The following is an 18036-nucleotide window of genomic DNA, read 5'->3' as shown; positions in this document are numbered from 1 at the left end:
GAAGTCCAGGAATATCGCCTGATCGAATTATGGCATTGAGAATAATTCGCCTCGATCATGGTGGACATGGAACCGATCTCCCATGCCGCTGCCACCACCCACCTGGACCACCGCAGCTCAGCCACGGGTGTGCGGAACGGGCCCCTGCGCATTGGCGGCCACGCCGTAGTGACCGGCCTGCCGGTCCAGCTGCTCGCGCAACGCGAGCACGACGGCCACCCGCCCGGCCGCGCTGTCCACGTCGTCGACGGTCGACACGGCCGAGGAGATCGACGGGTCGGCGCGCGCGACCCCGACCGCTCCCGACCCGTCGGCAGATCCCGCGGAACCAACGAGCACAGCGCCGGAGCCCGCCTGGTCGAGCTGGGTCGCGAAGCGCGCGAGGGTGGCCGCCTTGTCCCCCGCACCCCTTCCCGAGAGTGCGCCGCCGGTGAGCACCACTGCCAGCTGCCCGGGCCGCACCCCCGGGGATGCCTGCAAGAATCCGCCATCGGCGAGCCCGGCGAACGCGGCCGCACGCGCGTCGTCGGAGACCGGGGACTGGCCGGACTGCGGGTTCAGAGCGAGCGGGCCGACCAAACCTCCTGCCAGCGTGCCGGGGTCGGCAGCGGTGGGGAGCTGGACACCTGCCGGGAGCAGCTGGGTGACCACGTTGCGGAGACGGTCGGCATTCGCCGGATCGGCGAACTCCTCGGTCAACCGGATCTCGCCGGTCACCTGCGCACCCGAGGCGCGGAGCAGCTCCTTGACCGCGTCCCGCTGCTGCGGCGCGGCATCCCACGAACTGATCAGCACGACGCTCCGCTGGTCGAGCCGTCCTTGCACGGCCATGGGGCCGACCGCTTCGCCGAACCGGTCGGCTGCGGCGAGCCGGGTTCGGAGATCGGCCCGCTCCCCCTGCAGGTGCGACACCTGCTCCTGCAGCGACTCGCGCTGACCGCCCACAGTGGACAGCAGGCGCGAGCTGAGCGAGGTGGAACCGAGCACCACGCCCATCGCCAGCGCCAGGAAAACCGCCGCGATCGACACGATGTGGTAGCGCAGCGAGATCATGTGAACAGCCCCCGGAAGTACGCGGACACCGACTTCGCGCTGTGGTCCAGGACGTCGACGACGGCCGGGCCGAGCCCTGACACGGTCAGCGCGACGGTCACGACCACGAGCGCCGCCGTGGCCAGCAGCAGGACTGCGGACAGCGGAGTCCTGCTGCGTTGCAGGGTCGCGACCGCAGCCCCGTCGATCACCTTGCTGCCCAGGCGCAGCCGGGTGAGGAACGTCGACGGGTTGGATCCGGATCGTCCGCGGTCGAGGAACTCCCCGAGAGTCGCCTGGAACCCCACCGTGACGATCAGGCTGGCCCGTTGCGCGTCGGCGAGCAGGAGGGCGAGGTCCTCGGGATTTCCCGTCGCGGGAAACGTCACCGCCCCGATCCCCAGGTCCTGGATGCGTTCGAGGCCGGGAGCGTGACCGTCGAGATGAGCAGGAATCACCACCTCAGCGCCGCTCTTGAGCGTGTCGGTGCCGACCCCTTCAGGATCTCCCACGATCACGTCGGGCAGGTAACCGGACTTGCGCAGCGTGTCCGCGCCGGATTCGACGCCGATCAGGACCGGCCGGTACTCCCTGATGTAACGCCGCAGTGCCCTGAGGTCATCCGCATGGCCGTAGCCGGGGGCGAGCACCAGCGCGTGCCGGCCCTCCATGGACAGCGACAGCTCGGGCACACCGATCCCGTCGAGGATCAGGGTTCGTTCCTTGCGCAGGAACTCGATCGTGTTGGCCGAGAACGCCTCGAGTTGGGCGGACATCCCGGCCTTGGCCTCGATCAACTGGTCAGCGATCGAGTCGGCGTCCTGCCGGGTACCACGCCCGACCTCCTCGTCACCGGAGTAGACGACACCCTCGTTCAGCCGGATCCGGGCACCGTCCTTGATCCGCCGCACGGTCTGCGCGCCCACCCCGTCGATCAGTTCGACCCCGGCGGACAGCAGCACCTCCGGCCCGAGGTTCGGGTACCGGCCGGAGATGGAGGGGGCGGCGTTGACGACACCGACCACCTCGGCGGCGACCAACGCCTCCGCGGTGCGCCGGTCCAGGTCGGCCTGGTCGAGGACGGCGATGTCACCCGCGCGAACCCGGCGGAGCAGGTCTCCCTGCCGCCGATCGACCCTGGCTGTCCCGATGACCCCGGGCAGGGATTCCTGCCGGCGAGCAAGCAGACCGCTGAACTTCATGAACCGATAGTGACAAACCGATCACTCGAAGTTCGTCTGCCACGCCGAAGCGACTCGGCCGTTCGACGCCCGCGGAATGGGCCATTCGACCTAACGAGCGCTTTGCTTGGAACGCTGGCTCCCGCTCTTCCGGGGCTTCTTCGCCGGAGCGGACTTCTCGCTGCGCGAGGAATTGGCCTGGTCCCGCTTGTAGGTCGCGGCGGTGTCGAGCAACTCCTCCGCATGCGCCCGCCCGGTCTCGGTCGAGTCCAGCCCCGCGAGCATCCGGGCGAGCTCGGCGACGCGTTCCTCATCGGCCACGACCCGAACGTCGCTGCGCGTCAGCCCGCCGTCGACGGCGCCCTTGTCCACCACGAGGTGCCGGTCCGCGTACGCGGCGACCTGTGCCAGGTGCGTGACCACGACGACCTGGTGCGTCTGGGCCAGCCGGGCGAGCCGGCGGCCGATCTCCACCGCCGCGCGACCACCCACTCCGGCGTCCACTTCGTCGAACACCAGCGTGGGGACCGTGTCGGCGTCGGCGAGCACGACTTCGAGCGCGAGCATCACCCTGGACAGTTCACCGCCGGACGCGCCTTTGTGGATCGGCAGCGCTGGTGCGCCCGAGTGCGCGATGAGCTGCAGCTCCACTTCGTCCACGCCGTCGGGGCCGGCATGCAGGAGCCGACCGTCCACGGGAAGAGCGCACGTGTCGTTCTTGTCCGTCTCCTTCTGCTGGACCACGACTTCGAGCCTGGCCTGGGGCATCGCCAGACCGGTCAGCTCGTCGGTGACGGCAGCGGCGAGTCGGCCTGCTGCGTTCTGCCGGGCCTCGGATACGGCCCGGGCGTGCCCGGCGAGTTGGGCGGCGAGTTCGTCGCGCCGTGCCGCCAGCGCGGCGAGCGCCTCCTCGGAGGTGTCCATCCCGGCGAGCTTCGTGCGGGCCTGTTCGGCCCACGCCAGCACGCCGTCGACATCCGCGGCGTACTTCTTGGTCAGCTGCTTCAACTCGGCCTGCCGCGCCAGCACCTGCTCCAACCGAGCCGGATCGGCGTCCAGCCTGTCCAGGTACCCGCCGAGTTCCGCCCCCACATCCGCCAGCACCGCCGCGGCCTCGGCCAACCTGGGCTCCAGATCTCGGAGGACCGGGTCCTCCGCACCTCCGAGGCGCCGCCGCGCCTCCCCGAGCAGCCCGACCGCGCCCGGGGCATCCGGATCTCCGTCCGGCGAACCGTTCAGCGCCAGCTGCGCACCGGAGGCGGTCTCCCGGAGCTGGTCGACGTCCGCGAGGCGCCGCGCCTCGTCGACGAGCGCTTCGTCCTCCCCGGGCTCGGGGGCCACCGCGTCGATCTCGGAGAGGCCGTGGCGCAGCAGATCAGCTTCCCGAGCCAGTTCTCTGGACCGCTCGGTGCGTTCGGTGAGTTCCCGGACCGCTTCCGCCCATTCCTCGCGCACCCGCTGGTACTCGGTCAACGCCGGGAGCACCGCGTCTCCGGCGAAGCGGTCGAGCACGGCCCGTTGTTCCCCAGACCGCAGGAGCCGGAGCTGATCGTTCTGCCCGTGGACGGCCAGAACCTGGTCGGCCAGTTCGGACAGCACCGCGTTCGGCACCGAACGTCCGCCGAGGTGCGCTCGGGAACGGCCGTCAGCGGTGACACTGCGCAGCGCGATGAGGCTGCCGTCATCATCGGGCTCGGCGCCCGCGTCGGAGGCGACCTTGACGGCGGCGGAATCGGTCGTCGTCTCGAACCGCCCCTCCACCACCGCGCGGTCGGCTCCCGCACGCACCCGCGAGGCATCAGCGCGTCCGCCGCTGAGCAGGTGCAGGCCGGTGACCACCATCGTCTTGCCCGCCCCGGTCTCCCCCGTGACCACGGTCAGGCCGGGGTGCAGTTCGAGCGTGGCGTCGTCGATGACGCCCAGTCCCTGGATGCGCATCTCCGCCAACACATCACGCACCCTAGCGGCCCGCCTCTCAGCCCGGGTCCCCGCCAGTGCGATCAACGCGGCCATGCCGAGAGGAGCGGTCAGTCGACCACCGCGCATACCGCCGCTCACCTCCCGGTTCTCCTGATCAACTACCAGGAAGCCGAGGGGCTATCACGCAGATGCCGGGCCGCGCCACCCCTGCACCGGCAGTTCGAACTTGCGCACCAGCCGGTCGGTGAACACCGTGTCGTGCAGTCGGACCAGTCGCACCGGGACCTCACCGGCCACGACCTCCACCCTGGCTCCGGCGGGCAGGTCGAAGTGGCGTTGGCCATCGCAGCACAGCACCGCGTCGTGCCCGTTCTGGTCGATCTCCAGCGCGACGAGCGACTCGCGCGAGACCACCAGCGGGCGCGCGAACAGTGCGTGGGCGTTGCTCGGCACGACCAGCAGCGCCTGGACCTCGGGCCAGACGACCGGTCCTCCCGCGGAGAACGCGTACGCGGTGGATCCGGTGGGAGTGGAGCAGAGGACGCCGTCGCATCCGAACGCGGAGACCGGGTGCCCGTCGACCTCGACGACCACGTCGAGGATCCGTTCCCGGCTGCTCTTCTCCACACTCGCCTCGTTGAGAGCCCACGTGTGCGCGAGAACCCTGCCGTCGAGTGTGGCCGTGATCTCCACGGTCATGCGTTCCTCGACGTGGTACCGGCCCTCGACGACAGCCACGATCGCTTCATCGAGGGCGTCGGAGTCCGCACCGGCCAGGAATCCCACCCTGCCGAGGTTGACGCCGAACACCGGTACGTCGCCGAGACGCGCCAACTCGGCCGCCCGAAGCAGGGTGCCATCACCGCCGAGGACGAGCACCAGTTCGGTGCCCGCGGCTGCCTGGCGGTCCGGGGCCACCACCCGGCTGTAACAGTCCGGGTTGAGCTGCGGCGCCTCCTCGGCGAGGACCCGCACCCGCATGCCCGAGCCGATGAGCTGACCGGCGACCTTCTCGGCCGTCCGCAAGTTGTGCTGTTTGCCGGTGTGCACCACCAGCAGCACCTCTCGGGTCAAGTGCCACTCCCTTGCCGGTGTGTGCTTCGGGCCGCGTTCTGCGGTCCCCGCTGGACAGCGTCCGCCACCAGGGTTTCCGCTTCGGTCACGTCAACGCCCTCGCCGGGACGCAACCAGGCGAAGTACTCGACGTTGCCGGAGGGGCCCGGCAGCGGACTCGCCACGACACCACGCAGGCCAAGTCCGTGCTCGGCGGCGAAGCGGACGACGTCCAGCACGGCTTCGGCACGCAGGTCCGGTTCGCGCACGACACCGCCCGACCCCAGCCGCTGCTTGCCCACTTCGAACTGCGGCTTGATCATCGGCACCAGGTCGGCTTCCGGGGACGAGCAAGCCACCAGCGCCGGGAGGACCAGTTTCAAGGAGATGAAGGACAGGTCCGCTACGACGAGGTCCACTTCGCCGCCGATGGCATCAGCGGTCAACGACCGAACGTTGGTCCGGTCGTGCACTCGTACCCGGTCGTCAGTCCGCAGTTTCCAGTCGAGCTGGCCGTACCCGACGTCGACGGCCACGACTTCACGAGCACCGCGGCGCAGCAGAACGTCGGTGAATCCACCTGTCGACGCTCCGGCATCCAGGCAGCGGCGGTCCTCGATGCGCAGGCCGTCGGACTCGAAAGCCTCCAACGCGCCGACCAGTTTGTACGCCCCGCGCGATGCCCAGCCAGGATCGTTGACGTCCTCGGCGACCACGAGTGGTGCGTCGAGCTCAACCGCGGTGGCCGACTTCCGGGCCACCATCCCGCGGATGGTCACCCGCCCGGCCGCGACCAGTTCGGAGGCGTGCTCCCGGGACCGGGCGAGTCCGCGACGAACCAGTTCAGCGTCCAACCGCGCCTTGCGTGGCACTCCGTCAACTCCTGTGTGCGTTCGTTCCAGAAAGGAGGTTGTCGGCCTTCGCCAACGCGCCGGTGAGTGCGGAATGGACCGCTTCGAAGGCTTCGACGTGTTCGGACACCGGCTGCTCACGTACTGCGTCGAGCGCGGCGACCGCCGTCTGGATCGCATCCACCGCGTCCTGGCCGTCGTCCGCCTGCGCGAGTTTAGCGAGCATCGCGGGATTCGGTGCCGAGTGCGCGCCGTGTGCGTCTGGAGAGGTCATCTGTTCCCGCTCCCCTCAATAGCGTCGCCAACGTTCCTGTCGCGACGCTTCCACGCTAGCCCACGGCAACCACCGGGACACCGCGGCCCACCTCGCGAGAGCTCAGCCGAGGTCCAGCGTGCGCAACGCCGATTCCGCCTGGTCGTCGCAGGCGTGCACGGTGGGGCTGCCATCACCGTTCGGCCACCAGGTCGCGCAAAGAGCGCGGAGCGCTGCGAACGGGTCCAGGGGGGATTCACCGGATTGGGCAGACAGTTCGAGTCGGTGGCCGTCCACCCTGACCTTCCAACCTGGCTGCTCCGCGATGGCGGACTCGGGCCTCGGGCGGTGCAGTGCGCGGAGATCAGCAGCGACGTGGCCGGGGCGGAGTTCGGGTGGGGCCCCGAGCAGCTCCGCGGCAGTGCTGACGCCGGTCAGCACGAGCAGCGATGGCATCCCGGCGTTGACGGCACCGGCGATGTCGGTGTCCAGCCTGTCCCCGACCATCAGGGGCGAGCCGGCGTGTGCCGAGGCGACGGCGCGTTGCAGGAGCGGGCGCTCCGGCTTGCCCGCGACCTGCGGATCCTTGCCGGTGGCCGCCTGCAGAGCCGCCACCATCGCTCCGTTGCCGGGCAGCTCGCCCCGCTCCGTCGGCAGGGTGCGGTCACCGTTGCAGGCCACCCACAGAGCACCAGCCCGGATGGCCAGGCAGGCCTCGGCCAGGTCGCGCCACGTGGTCTCGGTCGAATGACCTTGTACGACGGCGACGGGATCGTCCCCGTAGCTGCGCACCGGAACCAGCCCCACGTTGTCCACTTCGGACTGCAACGCGCTGGATCCGACCACGAGGACCTTCGCCGCTCGCGGCAGCTGATCGGCCAGCATCGCTGCACCGGCCTGGGCGCTGGTGCTGACCTCTTCCGGCTGCGCGGGCAGCCCGAGCTTCGTCAGGTGTTGTGCGACGTCGCGGTCCGTTTTGGACGCGTTGTTGGTGACGTAGCGAACAGCGACGTCCTGCTGGTGGACTTCGCCGACCGCTTCCAGGGCACCGCTGACCAGCTCACCACCCCGGTAGACGGTGCCGTCGAGATCGAACAGCACGACGTCGTGACCGTCCAGCAGTGTGGCGCTCACTGGTCTCGCGGACCCCCTTCGGCCTCGGCGGATTCGTCCGCTTCTTCCTCCTCGGGAGGAAGACCGGCCGCCGCAGCCTCGTTGACGAGTTCATCAGCCACCTCGGGACCGCCGAGTTGTTCGACGAGTTCGTCGAGGCGCTCGGGAGCGTCGGTCTCGCCTTCGTCGTCGGCGTGCGCGGCGTGCACGAACCACGTGAACGCTTCCTGCACCCTGCCGACCGCCAGAAGGTTGTCGGCGTAGGCGTAGAAGAGCCGCGCGCTCCAGGGCTCCTGGCGCTTCGGGTCGAGCTCGGGGATCTGGAGGCTCACGACGGATGCTTCCAACTCTCCTAGATCACGCCGTGCACCGGCCGCGACGATGCGCAGCTCGACGGCGTCCTCTCCGTCGAGGAGTCGAGCATCCTCGCTGCGGCTGATCTCCAACGCCCGCTCGGGGCGTCCCATCGCGCGTTCGCAGTCCGCCATGATCGCCAGGTGACCTGGCCCTCCAGCGAGGCGGCGAGCCGCGCGGAGTTCGGACAGCGCTTCGCTCCACTCCTCAAGCTGGTAGGCGGCGATTCCGTTGAACTCCCGGACCGAGGCGATCCGGGACGCCCGCTGGCGCGCGTACCGCGCGTGTTCCAGCGCGCGCTCCGGCTCGGAATCGATCAACTGGCCGATCGCGACCAAGTGCGCCGCGACGTTCTCCGCCAGCCCCTTGGGCAGTGGCCGCAGTTCGCGGCGCAGTTCTGCGGGGAGCTCGGAGGGCTTGGCGTCTTCCGGGAGTTCCGGTTCGTTCTGCTTCGCCTTGGCGGACACGCTCAGCGGAGCAGCCGGTTCCGGCTCCCGCTGCGGGCGCTGCTTCTTGTGCGGCGGACGGTTGTCCTTGCGACCGCCGGAGCGTTGGTCGTCCCGCCGGGGGCGTTCCGATCGACGGCGGTCGAAGCGCTCCTGGTTGCCGCGCCGATCGGCGCTTCGGTCGCGGCGGTCCCGCCACTCGCGTTGACCCGGGTCACGACGTCCCGCGTCGCCACCCTGACCACCGCGGCTGTCGCGGCGCTCGTTGTCGCGGTCCCGCCGCTGACGGTCGTTGAAGCGGCGTTCACCGTTCTTCGCTTTGTCGCCGGCGAAGCCGCGGCTGCGCCGGTCACCCCGGTTTTTGCCTTCCCTGTCTCCGCCGCTGCGCTGGGATCGTCCGTTGTGGTCGTGGCGGCCGCCGCCAGCCCTTCCACGACCAGCGGAGCTGTTTCGGCCGGCACCGGCCCCACGGCGAGCCCCGCCGCGCCTGTCATCGGAACCGGACACCGAACCTCCTGAACGCTTGAAACTCACGCTGGTACCAGCGTAAACCCGTCTCCTGGACGGCTGCGGCGGATGCCGCGCCTGATCGGACAGGAGCCGGTTCGTGGTCTGGGCATACCAAGAAGGGGCCGACCGGTGATCCGTCCCGCAAGGACGGGTCCGGTCGACCCCTTTCTCTTTGTTTAGTGTTGGCGGTGTCTTACTCTCCCACACCCTACCGAGTGCAGTACCATCAGCGCTGGGGAACTTAGCTACCGGGTTCGGAATGGGACCGGGCGTACCCTCCCCGCTCAAACCACCAACAACCCACACCCCCACCCACACACCGGGTGGGGAAAACCATGGTGACTATTCAACTATCAACAACAACCCCTGGGTTGTTGTCCCAGAATCGTATAGTGGGCACGTAGCGTCTTCGTGGACAAGTCCTCGGCCTATCAGCACCAGTCAGCTCCACACATTACTGCGCTTCCACATCTGGCCTGTCAACCCAGTCATCTACTGGGAGCCTTAACCCACAAAAAAGGGGTGGGAGACCTCATCTCGGAACAGGCTTCCCGCTTAGATGCTTTCAGCGGTTATCCCTCCCGAACATAGCCAACCAGCCACGCACCTGGCGGTACGACTGGCACACCAGAGGTTCGTCCGTCCCGGTCCTCTCGTACTAGGGACAGCCTTCCACAAGTCTCCTACGCGCGCGGCGGATAGGGACCGAACTGTCTCACGACGTTCTAAACCCAGCTCGCGTGCCGCTTTAATGGGCGAACAGCCCAACCCTTGGGACCAACTCCAGCCCCAGGATGCGACGAGCCGACATCGAGGTGCCAAACCATGCCGTCGATATGGACTCTTGGGCAAGATCAGCCTGTTATCCCCGGGGTACCTTTTATCCGTTGAGCGACACCGCTTCCACCAGCCAGTGCCGGATCACTAGTCCCTGCTTTCGCACCTGCTCGACCCGTCAGTCTCACAGTCAAGCTCCCTTATACACTTACACTCACCACCTGATTGCCAACCAGGCTGAGGGAACCTTTGGGCGCCTCCGTTACCCTTTAGGAGGCAACCGCCCCAGTTAAACTACCCACCAGGCACTGTCCCCAATCCGGATCACGGACCCAGGTTAGATGCCCAGAACGACCAGAGTGGTATTTCACCAACGACTCCACGACCACTAGCGTGACCGCTTCCCAGTCTCCCACCTATCCTACACAAGCCGAACCAAACACCAATACCAAGCTATAGTAAAGGTCCCGGGGTCTTTCCGTCCTGCCGCGCGAAACGAGCATCTTTACTCGTACTGCAATTTCACCGGGCTGTGGTCGAGACAGCGGAGAAGTCGTTACGCCATTCGTGCAGGTCGGAACTTACCCGACAAGGAATTTCGCTACCTTAGGATGGTTATAGTTACCACCGCCGTTTACTGGCGCTTAAATTCTCCGCTACACCCCAAAAAAGGGGTTCACGGGTCCTCTTAACGTTCCAGCACCGGGCAGGCGTCAGTCCGTATACCTCGCCTTACAGCTTCGCACGGACCTGTGTTTTTAGTAAACAGTCGCTTCTCCCTGGCCTCTGCGACCACCACCAGCTCCCACCGCACGGGCGTTCACCAGCAGTGGCCCCCCTTCTCCCAAAGTTACGGGGGCAATTTGCCGAATTCCTTAACCACAGTTCACCCGACCGCCTCGGTATTCTCTACCTGACCACCTGTGTCGGTTTCGGGTACGGGCCGTGCACACACTCGCTAGAGGCTTTTCTCGGCAGCATGGGATCACTCACTTCACCACCACGGCTACGCATCACCCCTCACCCACAACGGCATGCGGATTTCCCTACACACCGGGCTACAGGCTTACACCAGTACAACCACTCACTGGCAGAGCTACCCTCCTGCGTCACCCCATCACTTGACTACTACCCCATCAGGTCCCATGCACCCACCAGAACAGTCCGAAAACCACTCCAGCAAGCGGATGGTTAGTCTCAAAGGATTCACCATGGACGCATGCACACGGGTACGGGAATATCAACCCGTTCTCCATCGACTACGCCTGTCGGCCTCGCCTTAGGCCCCGACTCACCCTGGGCGGACGAACCTTCCCCAGGAACCCTTGGTCATCCGGCGGCAGAGATTCTCACTCTGCACTCGCTACTCATGCCTGCATTCTCACTCCCACACACTCCACACCACGGTCACCCGGATGCTTCACCGCATGCAGGACGCTCCCCTACCCAACAAACCACACGGGCTCATTGACATGGCTTCGGCGGTACGCTTCAGCCCCGCTACATTGTCGGCGCAGGACCACTTGACCAGTGAGCTATTACGCACTCTTTCAAGGATGGCTGCTTCTAAGCCAACCTCCTGGTTGTCTCAGCAATCCCACATCCTTTCCCACTAAGCGCACACTTAGGGGCCTTAGCCGATGTTCTGGGCTGTTTCCCTCTCGACGACGAAGCTTCTCCCCCGCCGTCTCACTGCCACGCTCAACTCAGATGTATTCGAAGTTTGGCTGATCTCAGTAACCCGCGAAGGCCCATCAACCAACCAGCGCCCTACCCCACCCAAGCACCACGCGACGCTGCACCTAAATGCATTTCGGGGAGAACCAGCTATCACGGAGTTTGATTGGCCTTTCACCCCTACCCACAACTCATCCCCCAGGTTTTCAACCCTGGTGGGTTCGGGCCTCCACACGGTCTTACCCGCGCTTCACCCTGGCCATGGGTAGATCACCCCGCTTCGGGTCTGCACCACGCGACTCAACGCCCTCTTCAGACTCGCTTTCGCTCCGACTACCCCACACCGGGTTAACCTCGCCACGCAGCAGCAACTCGCAGGCTCATTCTTCAAAAGGCACGCCATCACCCAAAGGCTCTGACGGATTGCAGGCACACGGTTTCAGGAACTCTTTCACTCCCCTCCCGGGGTACTTTTCACCATTCCCTCACGGTACTATCCACTATCGGTCACCAGGAAGTATTTAGGCTTAGCGAGTGGTCCCGCCAGATTCACAACGCCCTCCACGGAAACGCTGCTACTCGGGACAACCACCACACCCAGCATGCAGGCTTTCACCTACGGGACTCTCACCCACTCCGGCCAGGCATCCCAACCTGTTCGACTAACCCACACACCCAAGCTGAGAGAGTGACAGCTCTCCCCAGTGGCATCCCACAACCCCGCACACGCAACCCCTGCCAGGTATCACACGCGCACGGTTTAGCCTCCTCCGCTTTCGCTCGCCACTACTCACGGAATCACCAGTGTTTTCTCTTCCTACGGGTACTAAGATGTTTCACTTCCCCGCGTTCCCCCCAACACCCTATACATTCAGATGCTGGTAACCCGACATCACTCGGGCTGGGTTACCCCATTCGGACACCCTCGGATCACAGCTCGGTTGACAACTCCCCGAGGATTATCGCAGCCTCCCACGTCCTTCATCGGCCCCTGGTGCCCAGGCATCCACCATGTGCCCTACATAACTTGGCCACAAAGATGCTCGCACCCACTATACAATTCTCAAACAACAACCCAAGACAACACACCCACACCACGCAGGCCTGTTCCCTCAGACACCCAACAGCGGACCATTTCACCCACCCCACCCAGGAGGCAGACAGACCAGTGTGTTCCACAAACCATCAAGCAACCCACAACACACGAACACACGCCGTGTCAGCTGCGGACACTCCAACCACCCCACCCACAACCACACAGGCCACAGGCACGATGGCGGGCAACGTTGCTCCTTAGAAAGGAGGTGATCCAGCCGCACCTTCCGGTACGGCTACCTTGTTACGACTTCGTCCCATCGCCAGTCCCACCTTCGACCACTCCCCCCGGAAACCGGTTGGGCCATGGGCTTCGGGTGTTACCGACTTTCATGACGTGACGGGCGGTGTGTACAAGGCCCGGGAACGTATTCACCGCAGCACTGCTGATCTGCGATTACTAGCGACTCCGACTTCACGGGGTCGAGTTGCAGACCCCGATCCGAACTGAGACCGGCTTTAAGGGATTCGCTCCACCTCACGGTATCGCCACCCTCTGTACCAGCCATTGTAGCATGTGTGAAGCCCTGGACATAAGGGGCATGATGACTTGACGTCATCCCCACCTTCCTCCGAGTTGACCCCGGCAGTCCCCCACGAGTCCCCGACCGAATCGCTGGCAACATGGGGCAAGGGTTGCGCTCGTTGCGGGACTTAACCCAACATCTCACGACACGAGCTGACGACAGCCATGCACCACCTGTACACCAACCACAAGGGAAACTATGTCTCCATAGCAATCTGGTGCATGTCAAACCCAGGTAAGGTTCTTCGCGTTGCATCGAATTAATCCACATGCTCCGCCGCTTGTGCGGGCCCCCGTCAATTCCTTTGAGTTTTAGCCTTGCGGCCGTACTCCCCAGGCGGGGCGCTTAATGCGTTAGCTACGGCACGGACACCGTGGAACCAGTCCCCACACCTAGCGCCCAACGTTTACGGCGTGGACTACCAGGGTATCTAATCCTGTTCGCTCCCCACGCTTTCGCTCCTCAGCGTCAGTATCGGCCCAGAGACCCGCCTTCGCCACCGGTGTTCCTCCTGATATCTGCGCATTTCACCGCTACACCAGGAATTCCAGTCTCCCCTACCGAACTCAAGTCTGCCCGTATCGACCGCAAGCCCACAGTTAAGCTGCAGGTTTTCACGGCCGACGCGACAAACCGCCTACGAGCTCTTTACGCCCAATAAATCCGGACAACGCTCGCACCCTACGTATTACCGCGGCTGCTGGCACGTAGTTAGCCGGTGCTTCTTCTACCTACCGTCACCCGAAGGCTTCGTCGATGTCGAAAGAGGTTTACAACCCGAAGGCCGTCATCCCCCACGCGGCGTTGCTGCGTCAGGCTTTCGCCCATTGCGCAAGATTCCCCACTGCTGCCTCCCGTAGGAGTCTGGGCCGTGTCTCAGTCCCAGTGTGGCCGGTCACCCTCTCAGGCCGGCTACCCGTCGTCGCCTTGGTAGGCCATCACCCCACCAACAAGCTGATAGGCCGCGGGCTCAACCTACACCGCCGGAACTTTCCACACACAGACCATGCGGCCATGCGTCCTATCCGGTATTAGACCCCGTTTCCAAGGCTTATCCCAGAGTGCAGGGCAGATTACCCACGTGTTACTCACCCGTTCGCCACTCATCCACCCACCGAAGCGGGCTTCAGCGTTCGACTTGCATGTGTTAAGCACGCCGCCAGCGTTCGTCCTGAGCCAGGATCAAACTCTCCAACAATGCATCGGAAACAATCCCAGCAAAAACACCCTCAACCCCACACACGAGGGAGAGTGCTCCTACTCAAAGAAACCCCACCACACACCACAATACACAACACCACAGTGCATGGCCAAGGGCACTAATCAAACACTAGCCATCAAAACAATCCGCTGTTGAGTTCTCAAAGAACACACCCACACCACAACCAACCCACCAACAGGCCAGCCCTGGGGAGCAATTCTCACCGCTTCGTTCTCGGTGCCACCCACTCTAGCAGACCCCGTTTCCCACTATTTCCAGGGGGTCACCCTCCCCAGAACCAGCCCGAAAACCGGAACCACTATCGCGCCCAGCACCGCCAAGCGTTCTTATCAAACCACCGGAACCGAATCCCGCCCCACCACCAGGCCACAACGACCCACCAGCAGAACTTCCCAACTCGGATTTCCGACCGGAGCGCACTCTACCACCCACAGGCAGGAGCTTGGTTCGCCACCCCGCATCAACCGCCCGGTCCGTTTTTCCGGCCCGTGCCGCGCTGACGAAGAACAATTTACGCGCCGACGACCGCAGAGTCAAATCGGCTCAGATCAGCACCGGAAGGAAGCGAACACGCTGGTCAGCGCCCCTTTCCGGTGCTGGATCCAGGCTAGTACAGGACCCTGACGCCCGCAGTGTGACGCTTGCCACGTCGCAGGACCAGCCAGTGGCCGTGGAGCAGGTCCTCCTTGCTCGGGGACCAGTCCTCATCTGCGATTTTGCCGTTGTTGACGTAGGCGCCGCCTTCCTTGACGGTGCGGCGGGCGGCGCTCTTCCCGGCGACGAGGCCGGTCTCCACCAGCAGGTCGACGATCGTCGGGCCGTCGGCCAGGCGGACCTCCGCGGTCGGTACCTCGGCCATCGCGGCCTCCAGCGTGGGCTCGTCGAGTTCGGCGAGCTCGCCTCGGCCGAACAGGGCCTGGCTGGCCGCGACCACCTTGCGGGTCTGGTCCTCGCCGTGCACCAGGGTCGTCAGCTCCTCGGCGAGGCGGCGCTGGCCCGCGCGCAGTTGGGGCCGTTCGGCCGTGGTGCGCTCCAGGTCCTCGATCTCCTCGCGGTCGAGGAAGGTGAACAGCCGCAGGTACTTGCCCACGTCGGCGTCCGCGGAGTTGATGAAGTACTGGTACCAGGCGTACGGCGACGTCATGGTCGGGTCGAGCCAGACGTTGCCGCCGCCGGTGGACTTGCCGAACTTGCGGCCCTCGGCGTCGGTGACCAGCGGCAGGGTCAGCGCGTGCGCGGTGGCGCCCTCTTGCTTCCGGACCAGGTCGACGCCCGCGACGATGTTGCCCCACTGGTCGGAGCCGCCCAGTTGCAGGCGCGTCCCGTAGCGGCGGTAGAGCTGCACGAAGTCGTTGGCCTGCAACAGCATGTAGCTGAACTCGGTGTAGGAGATGCCGTCTGTCTCCAGGCGGCGCCGCACCGTCTCGCGGGCCAGCATCGTGTTGACCGAGAAGTGCTTGCCGACGTCGCGCAGGAACGCGGTGACCGACAGGTCGGCCGTCCAGTGCGCGTTGTTCTCCATGACCGCGCCGGTCGGCGAGTCGTCGAAGTCGACGAACTTCGCGAGCTGGACGCGGATCTTCTCGGTCCACTCCAGGACGGTGGCCTCGTCGTGGAGGTTGCGCTCCCCCACGTCGCGCGGATCGCCGATCAACCCGGTGGCGCCCCCGGCCAGCACCACCGGGCGGTGCCCGGCCTGCTGGAAGCGGCGCAGCGTGAGGATCGGGACGAGGTGTCCGGCGTGCAGGCTCGCCGCCGTCGGGTCGAAGCCGGCGTAGAGAGTGAGCGGTCCGTCGTCCAGGGCTCGCCGGAGCGAGTCCGCGTCGGTGGACTGCGCGATGAGACCGCGCCAGGACAGCTCGTCAAGGATGTGCTCACTCACGCCAGCCAGTTTCGCGCACCCCCGCAACCGGGTTTACGCCCGGGCCCGCGTCCGGCGACGTCCGCCACGCCGGTAGGAGCTCACCGCGGGGGACCCGTCCACCCAGGTCCGCCACGGCAGGTCCATGGCGGCCGCGACCCCCACGCGCGGACCGCTTCGGATGTCGTCCTCGACGACCTGCTCCCCGTTGAACAGCCCGATCGGGGAAGCCGGATCGGTGAGGTCGACGCCGTTGTGCTCGCCGGTGATGCCGAGCACGCCCGCCAGCCGGGCCGGACCGCTGGCCAGCTGGTCGTCCTTGCGGACGGCCGGGCGCCGGGAACGGGCCAGCTCCACACCCGTGGTGACCTCCCCGGCGCGCAGCAGCACGGCGCCCGCGACGCCGTCGGTCATGCACACGACGTTGATGCAGAAGTGCATGCCGTAGACGAAGTAGACGTAGAGGTGGCCCGCCGGGCCGAACATGACCGCGTTGCGCTCGGTGCGTCCGCGGTAGCAGTGCGAGGCGGGGTCGTCCTGCCCCCGGTACGCCTCCACCTCGACCAGGCGAACGCCGACGTCCCCTTCGGGACCGGTCGAGCGCAGCTCGCAGCCGAGCAGCCGGCGGGCCACCCACAACGGGTCGTGTGCGAGTTCGTCTCGTGTCACCTGGCTCACAGGACGAACACTACCGCCGTGGCCGAACCGTGATCACACCGACAGCCACTCGCGATGTTGCCGCGCCGCCGCTGCCACGCGTTCCCGCTGCTCAGCCACGCGCTGCGGCGCGGTGCCGCCGTGGGCGTCGCGGGAGGCGATGGAACCGGCGACGGTCAGGACCTCGCGGACATCGGGCGTCAGAGCCGGGTGCGCGGCGGCGAGTTCGGCATCGGTGAGCTCGTCCAGGCCGATGCCGCGCGACTCGGCGGTGCGCACGCAGGCGCCGGACGCCTCGTGCGCGACGCGGAACGGCACGCCCTGGCGCACCAGCCACTCGGCGATGTCGGTGGCCAGGGTGAACCCGGCCGGGGCGAGCTCGGCCATCCGGTCGGTGTGGAAGGTGAGGGTGCCGAGCATGCCCGCCATCGCGGGCAGCAGGAGCTCCAACTGCTCGACGGAGTCGAAGACCGGTTCCTTGTCCTCCTGCAGGTCCCGGTTGTAGGCCAGCGGCTGGGCCTTGAGCGTCGACAGCAGCCCGGTGAGGTTGCCGATCAGCCGACCGGACTTGCCGCGGGCGAGTTCGGCGACGTCGGGGTTCTTCTTCTGCGGCATGATCGAGCTGCCGGTGGCCCACGCGTCGTCGAGCGTGACGTAGCGGAACTCCGCGGTGTTCCAGATGATCACCTCTTCGGCGACCCGGGACAGGTCCACGCCGATCATCGCCAGGCAGAAGCCCGCCTCGGCGGCGAAGTCGCGGGAGGCCGTGCCGTCGATGGAGTTGTCCACCGCGCCGTCGAAACCCAGCTCGGCGGCGACCGCCTGCGGGTCGAGCCCGAGCGACGAACCGGCCAGGGCGCCCGAGCCGTAGGGCGAGAACGCGGTGCGGGCGTCCCAGTCGCGGAGGCGCTGGACGTCGCGCAGCAGGGCCTGGCAGTGCGCGAGGAGGTGGTGGGCGAGCAGGACCGGCTGGGCGTGTTGCAGGTGGGTTCGTCCCGGCAGCACCGCGTCGGGGTGCTTCTCGGCCTGGGCGACGAGGGCGTCGACCACGTCGAGGACACCGGCGGCGACGCGCCGGTTGGCGTCCCGCAGCCACATCCGGAACAGGGTCGCGACCTGGTCGTTGCGCGACCGGCCCGCGCGCAGCTTGCCGCCGAGTTCGACCCCGACCCGCTCCAGCAGGCCGCGTTCCAGGGCGGTGTGCACGTCCTCGTCGTCGATCACCGGTTGGAAGGCGCCGGAGGAGACGTCGGCGGCGAGCTGGTCGAGCCCGGCCAGCATCCGATCCAGCTCCTCGGCGGTGAGCAGCCCGGCCCGGTGCAGCACGCGGGCGTGCGCGCGGGAACCGGCGATGTCGTACGGGGCCAGGCGCCAGTCGAAGTGGGTGGACAGGCTCAGCGCCGCCATGGCCTCGGCCGGGCCGGAGGCGAACCGGCCGCCCCAGAGCTTGGTGGGCTCACTGCCTTGCTGCGTCACGGTGTTCCTCGTCGTGTCGGGTGGTTGCGGA

12 protein-coding genes and 3 rRNA genes are annotated in these 18036 nt (G+C 66.5%); 1 reads left to right on the top strand and 14 read right to left on the bottom strand.

Annotated features, from left to right (window positions below):
* Nucleotides 1-117 precede the first annotated feature (117 nt).
* The 8 genes from NV263_RS09415 to NV263_RS09380 all read right to left on the bottom strand — a co-directional run bounded on the left by NV263_RS09415 (nt 118) and on the right by NV263_RS09380 (nt 8095).
* Complete coding sequence (locus NV263_RS09415; RefSeq protein ID WP_263252253.1) at nt 118-1053, bottom strand: copper transporter; 936 nt, start codon at nt 1051-1053, stop codon at nt 118-120.
* A complete protein-coding gene (steA, locus tag NV263_RS09410; RefSeq protein WP_263252251.1) occupies nt 1050-2234 on the bottom strand; it encodes a putative cytokinetic ring protein SteA in 1185 nt (394 codons plus the stop codon). Before steA ends, NV263_RS09415 begins: the two co-directional genes overlap by 4 nt.
* 90 nt (nt 2235-2324) lie before the next feature.
* A complete protein-coding gene (recN, locus tag NV263_RS09405) occupies nt 2325-4163 on the bottom strand; it encodes a DNA repair protein RecN (protein ID WP_263254143.1) in 1839 nt (612 codons plus the stop codon).
* A gap of 150 nt (nt 4164-4313) precedes the next feature.
* A complete protein-coding gene (locus tag NV263_RS09400; RefSeq protein WP_263252249.1) occupies nt 4314-5207 on the bottom strand; it encodes an NAD kinase in 894 nt (297 codons plus the stop codon).
* Nucleotides 5204-6058, bottom strand: coding sequence for a TlyA family RNA methyltransferase (locus tag NV263_RS09395; protein ID WP_263252247.1), 855 nt, complete (start codon nt 6056-6058; stop codon nt 5204-5206). Before NV263_RS09395 ends, NV263_RS09400 begins: the two co-directional genes overlap by 4 nt.
* 4 nt (nt 6059-6062) lie before the next feature.
* On the bottom strand, nt 6063-6311 hold the full coding sequence (locus NV263_RS09390; RefSeq protein ID WP_263252245.1) for a hypothetical protein: 249 nt from the start codon (nt 6309-6311) through the stop codon (nt 6063-6065).
* A 102-nt stretch (nt 6312-6413) separates the two neighbouring features.
* Complete coding sequence (locus tag NV263_RS09385; protein ID WP_263252244.1) at nt 6414-7424, bottom strand: HAD-IIA family hydrolase; 1011 nt, start codon at nt 7422-7424, stop codon at nt 6414-6416.
* Nucleotides 7421-8095 (bottom strand): tetratricopeptide repeat protein, encoded by a 675-nt coding sequence (locus tag NV263_RS09380; protein WP_263252243.1) that lies wholly within the window; start codon nt 8093-8095, stop codon nt 7421-7423. Before NV263_RS09380 ends, NV263_RS09385 begins: the two co-directional genes overlap by 4 nt.
* Here NV263_RS09380 and NV263_RS09375 point away from each other — a divergent pair, their 5' ends adjacent.
* Nucleotides 8096-8722, top strand: a complete 627-nt coding sequence (locus NV263_RS09375) for a hypothetical protein (protein ID WP_263252242.1) — start codon at nt 8096-8098, stop codon at nt 8720-8722.
* Nucleotides 8723-8893: 171 nt separating this feature from the next.
* Here NV263_RS09375 and rrf read toward each other — a convergent pair.
* From rrf to argH, 6 genes are all read right to left on the bottom strand, one after another.
* Nucleotides 8894-9010: ribosomal RNA gene (rrf, locus tag NV263_RS09370) — 5S ribosomal RNA — on the bottom strand.
* Between the two features lie 114 nt (nt 9011-9124).
* Nucleotides 9125-12200, bottom strand: a 23S ribosomal RNA gene (locus tag NV263_RS09365).
* Between the two features lie 264 nt (nt 12201-12464).
* Nucleotides 12465-13987: ribosomal RNA gene (locus tag NV263_RS09360) — 16S ribosomal RNA — on the bottom strand.
* Together the 16S, 23S and 5S rRNA genes form the textbook arrangement of a ribosomal RNA operon.
* 631 nt (nt 13988-14618) lie before the next feature.
* Nucleotides 14619-15893 carry a tyrosine--tRNA ligase gene (gene tyrS, locus NV263_RS09355; RefSeq protein WP_263252241.1) on the bottom strand — a complete coding sequence of 425 codons (1275 nt, stop codon included), beginning with the start codon at nt 15891-15893 and terminating at the stop codon, nt 14619-14621.
* A 33-nt stretch (nt 15894-15926) separates the two neighbouring features.
* The gene (locus tag NV263_RS09350) at nt 15927-16550 is read right to left on the bottom strand and encodes a DNA-3-methyladenine glycosylase (RefSeq protein ID WP_263252239.1); all 624 of its coding nucleotides are present in this window, start codon (nt 16548-16550) and stop codon (nt 15927-15929) included.
* Between the two features lie 33 nt (nt 16551-16583).
* Nucleotides 16584-18005 carry an argininosuccinate lyase gene (gene argH, locus NV263_RS09345; RefSeq protein WP_263252237.1) on the bottom strand — a complete coding sequence of 474 codons (1422 nt, stop codon included), beginning with the start codon at nt 18003-18005 and terminating at the stop codon, nt 16584-16586.
* Between the last annotated feature and the right edge of the window lie 31 nt (nt 18006-18036).

Source organism: Saccharopolyspora rosea (genome assembly GCF_025643595.1).
Classification (GTDB): Bacteria; Actinomycetota; Actinomycetes; order Mycobacteriales; family Pseudonocardiaceae; genus Saccharopolyspora; species Saccharopolyspora rosea.
This window is presented reverse-complemented; position numbering and strand designations above follow the sequence as displayed.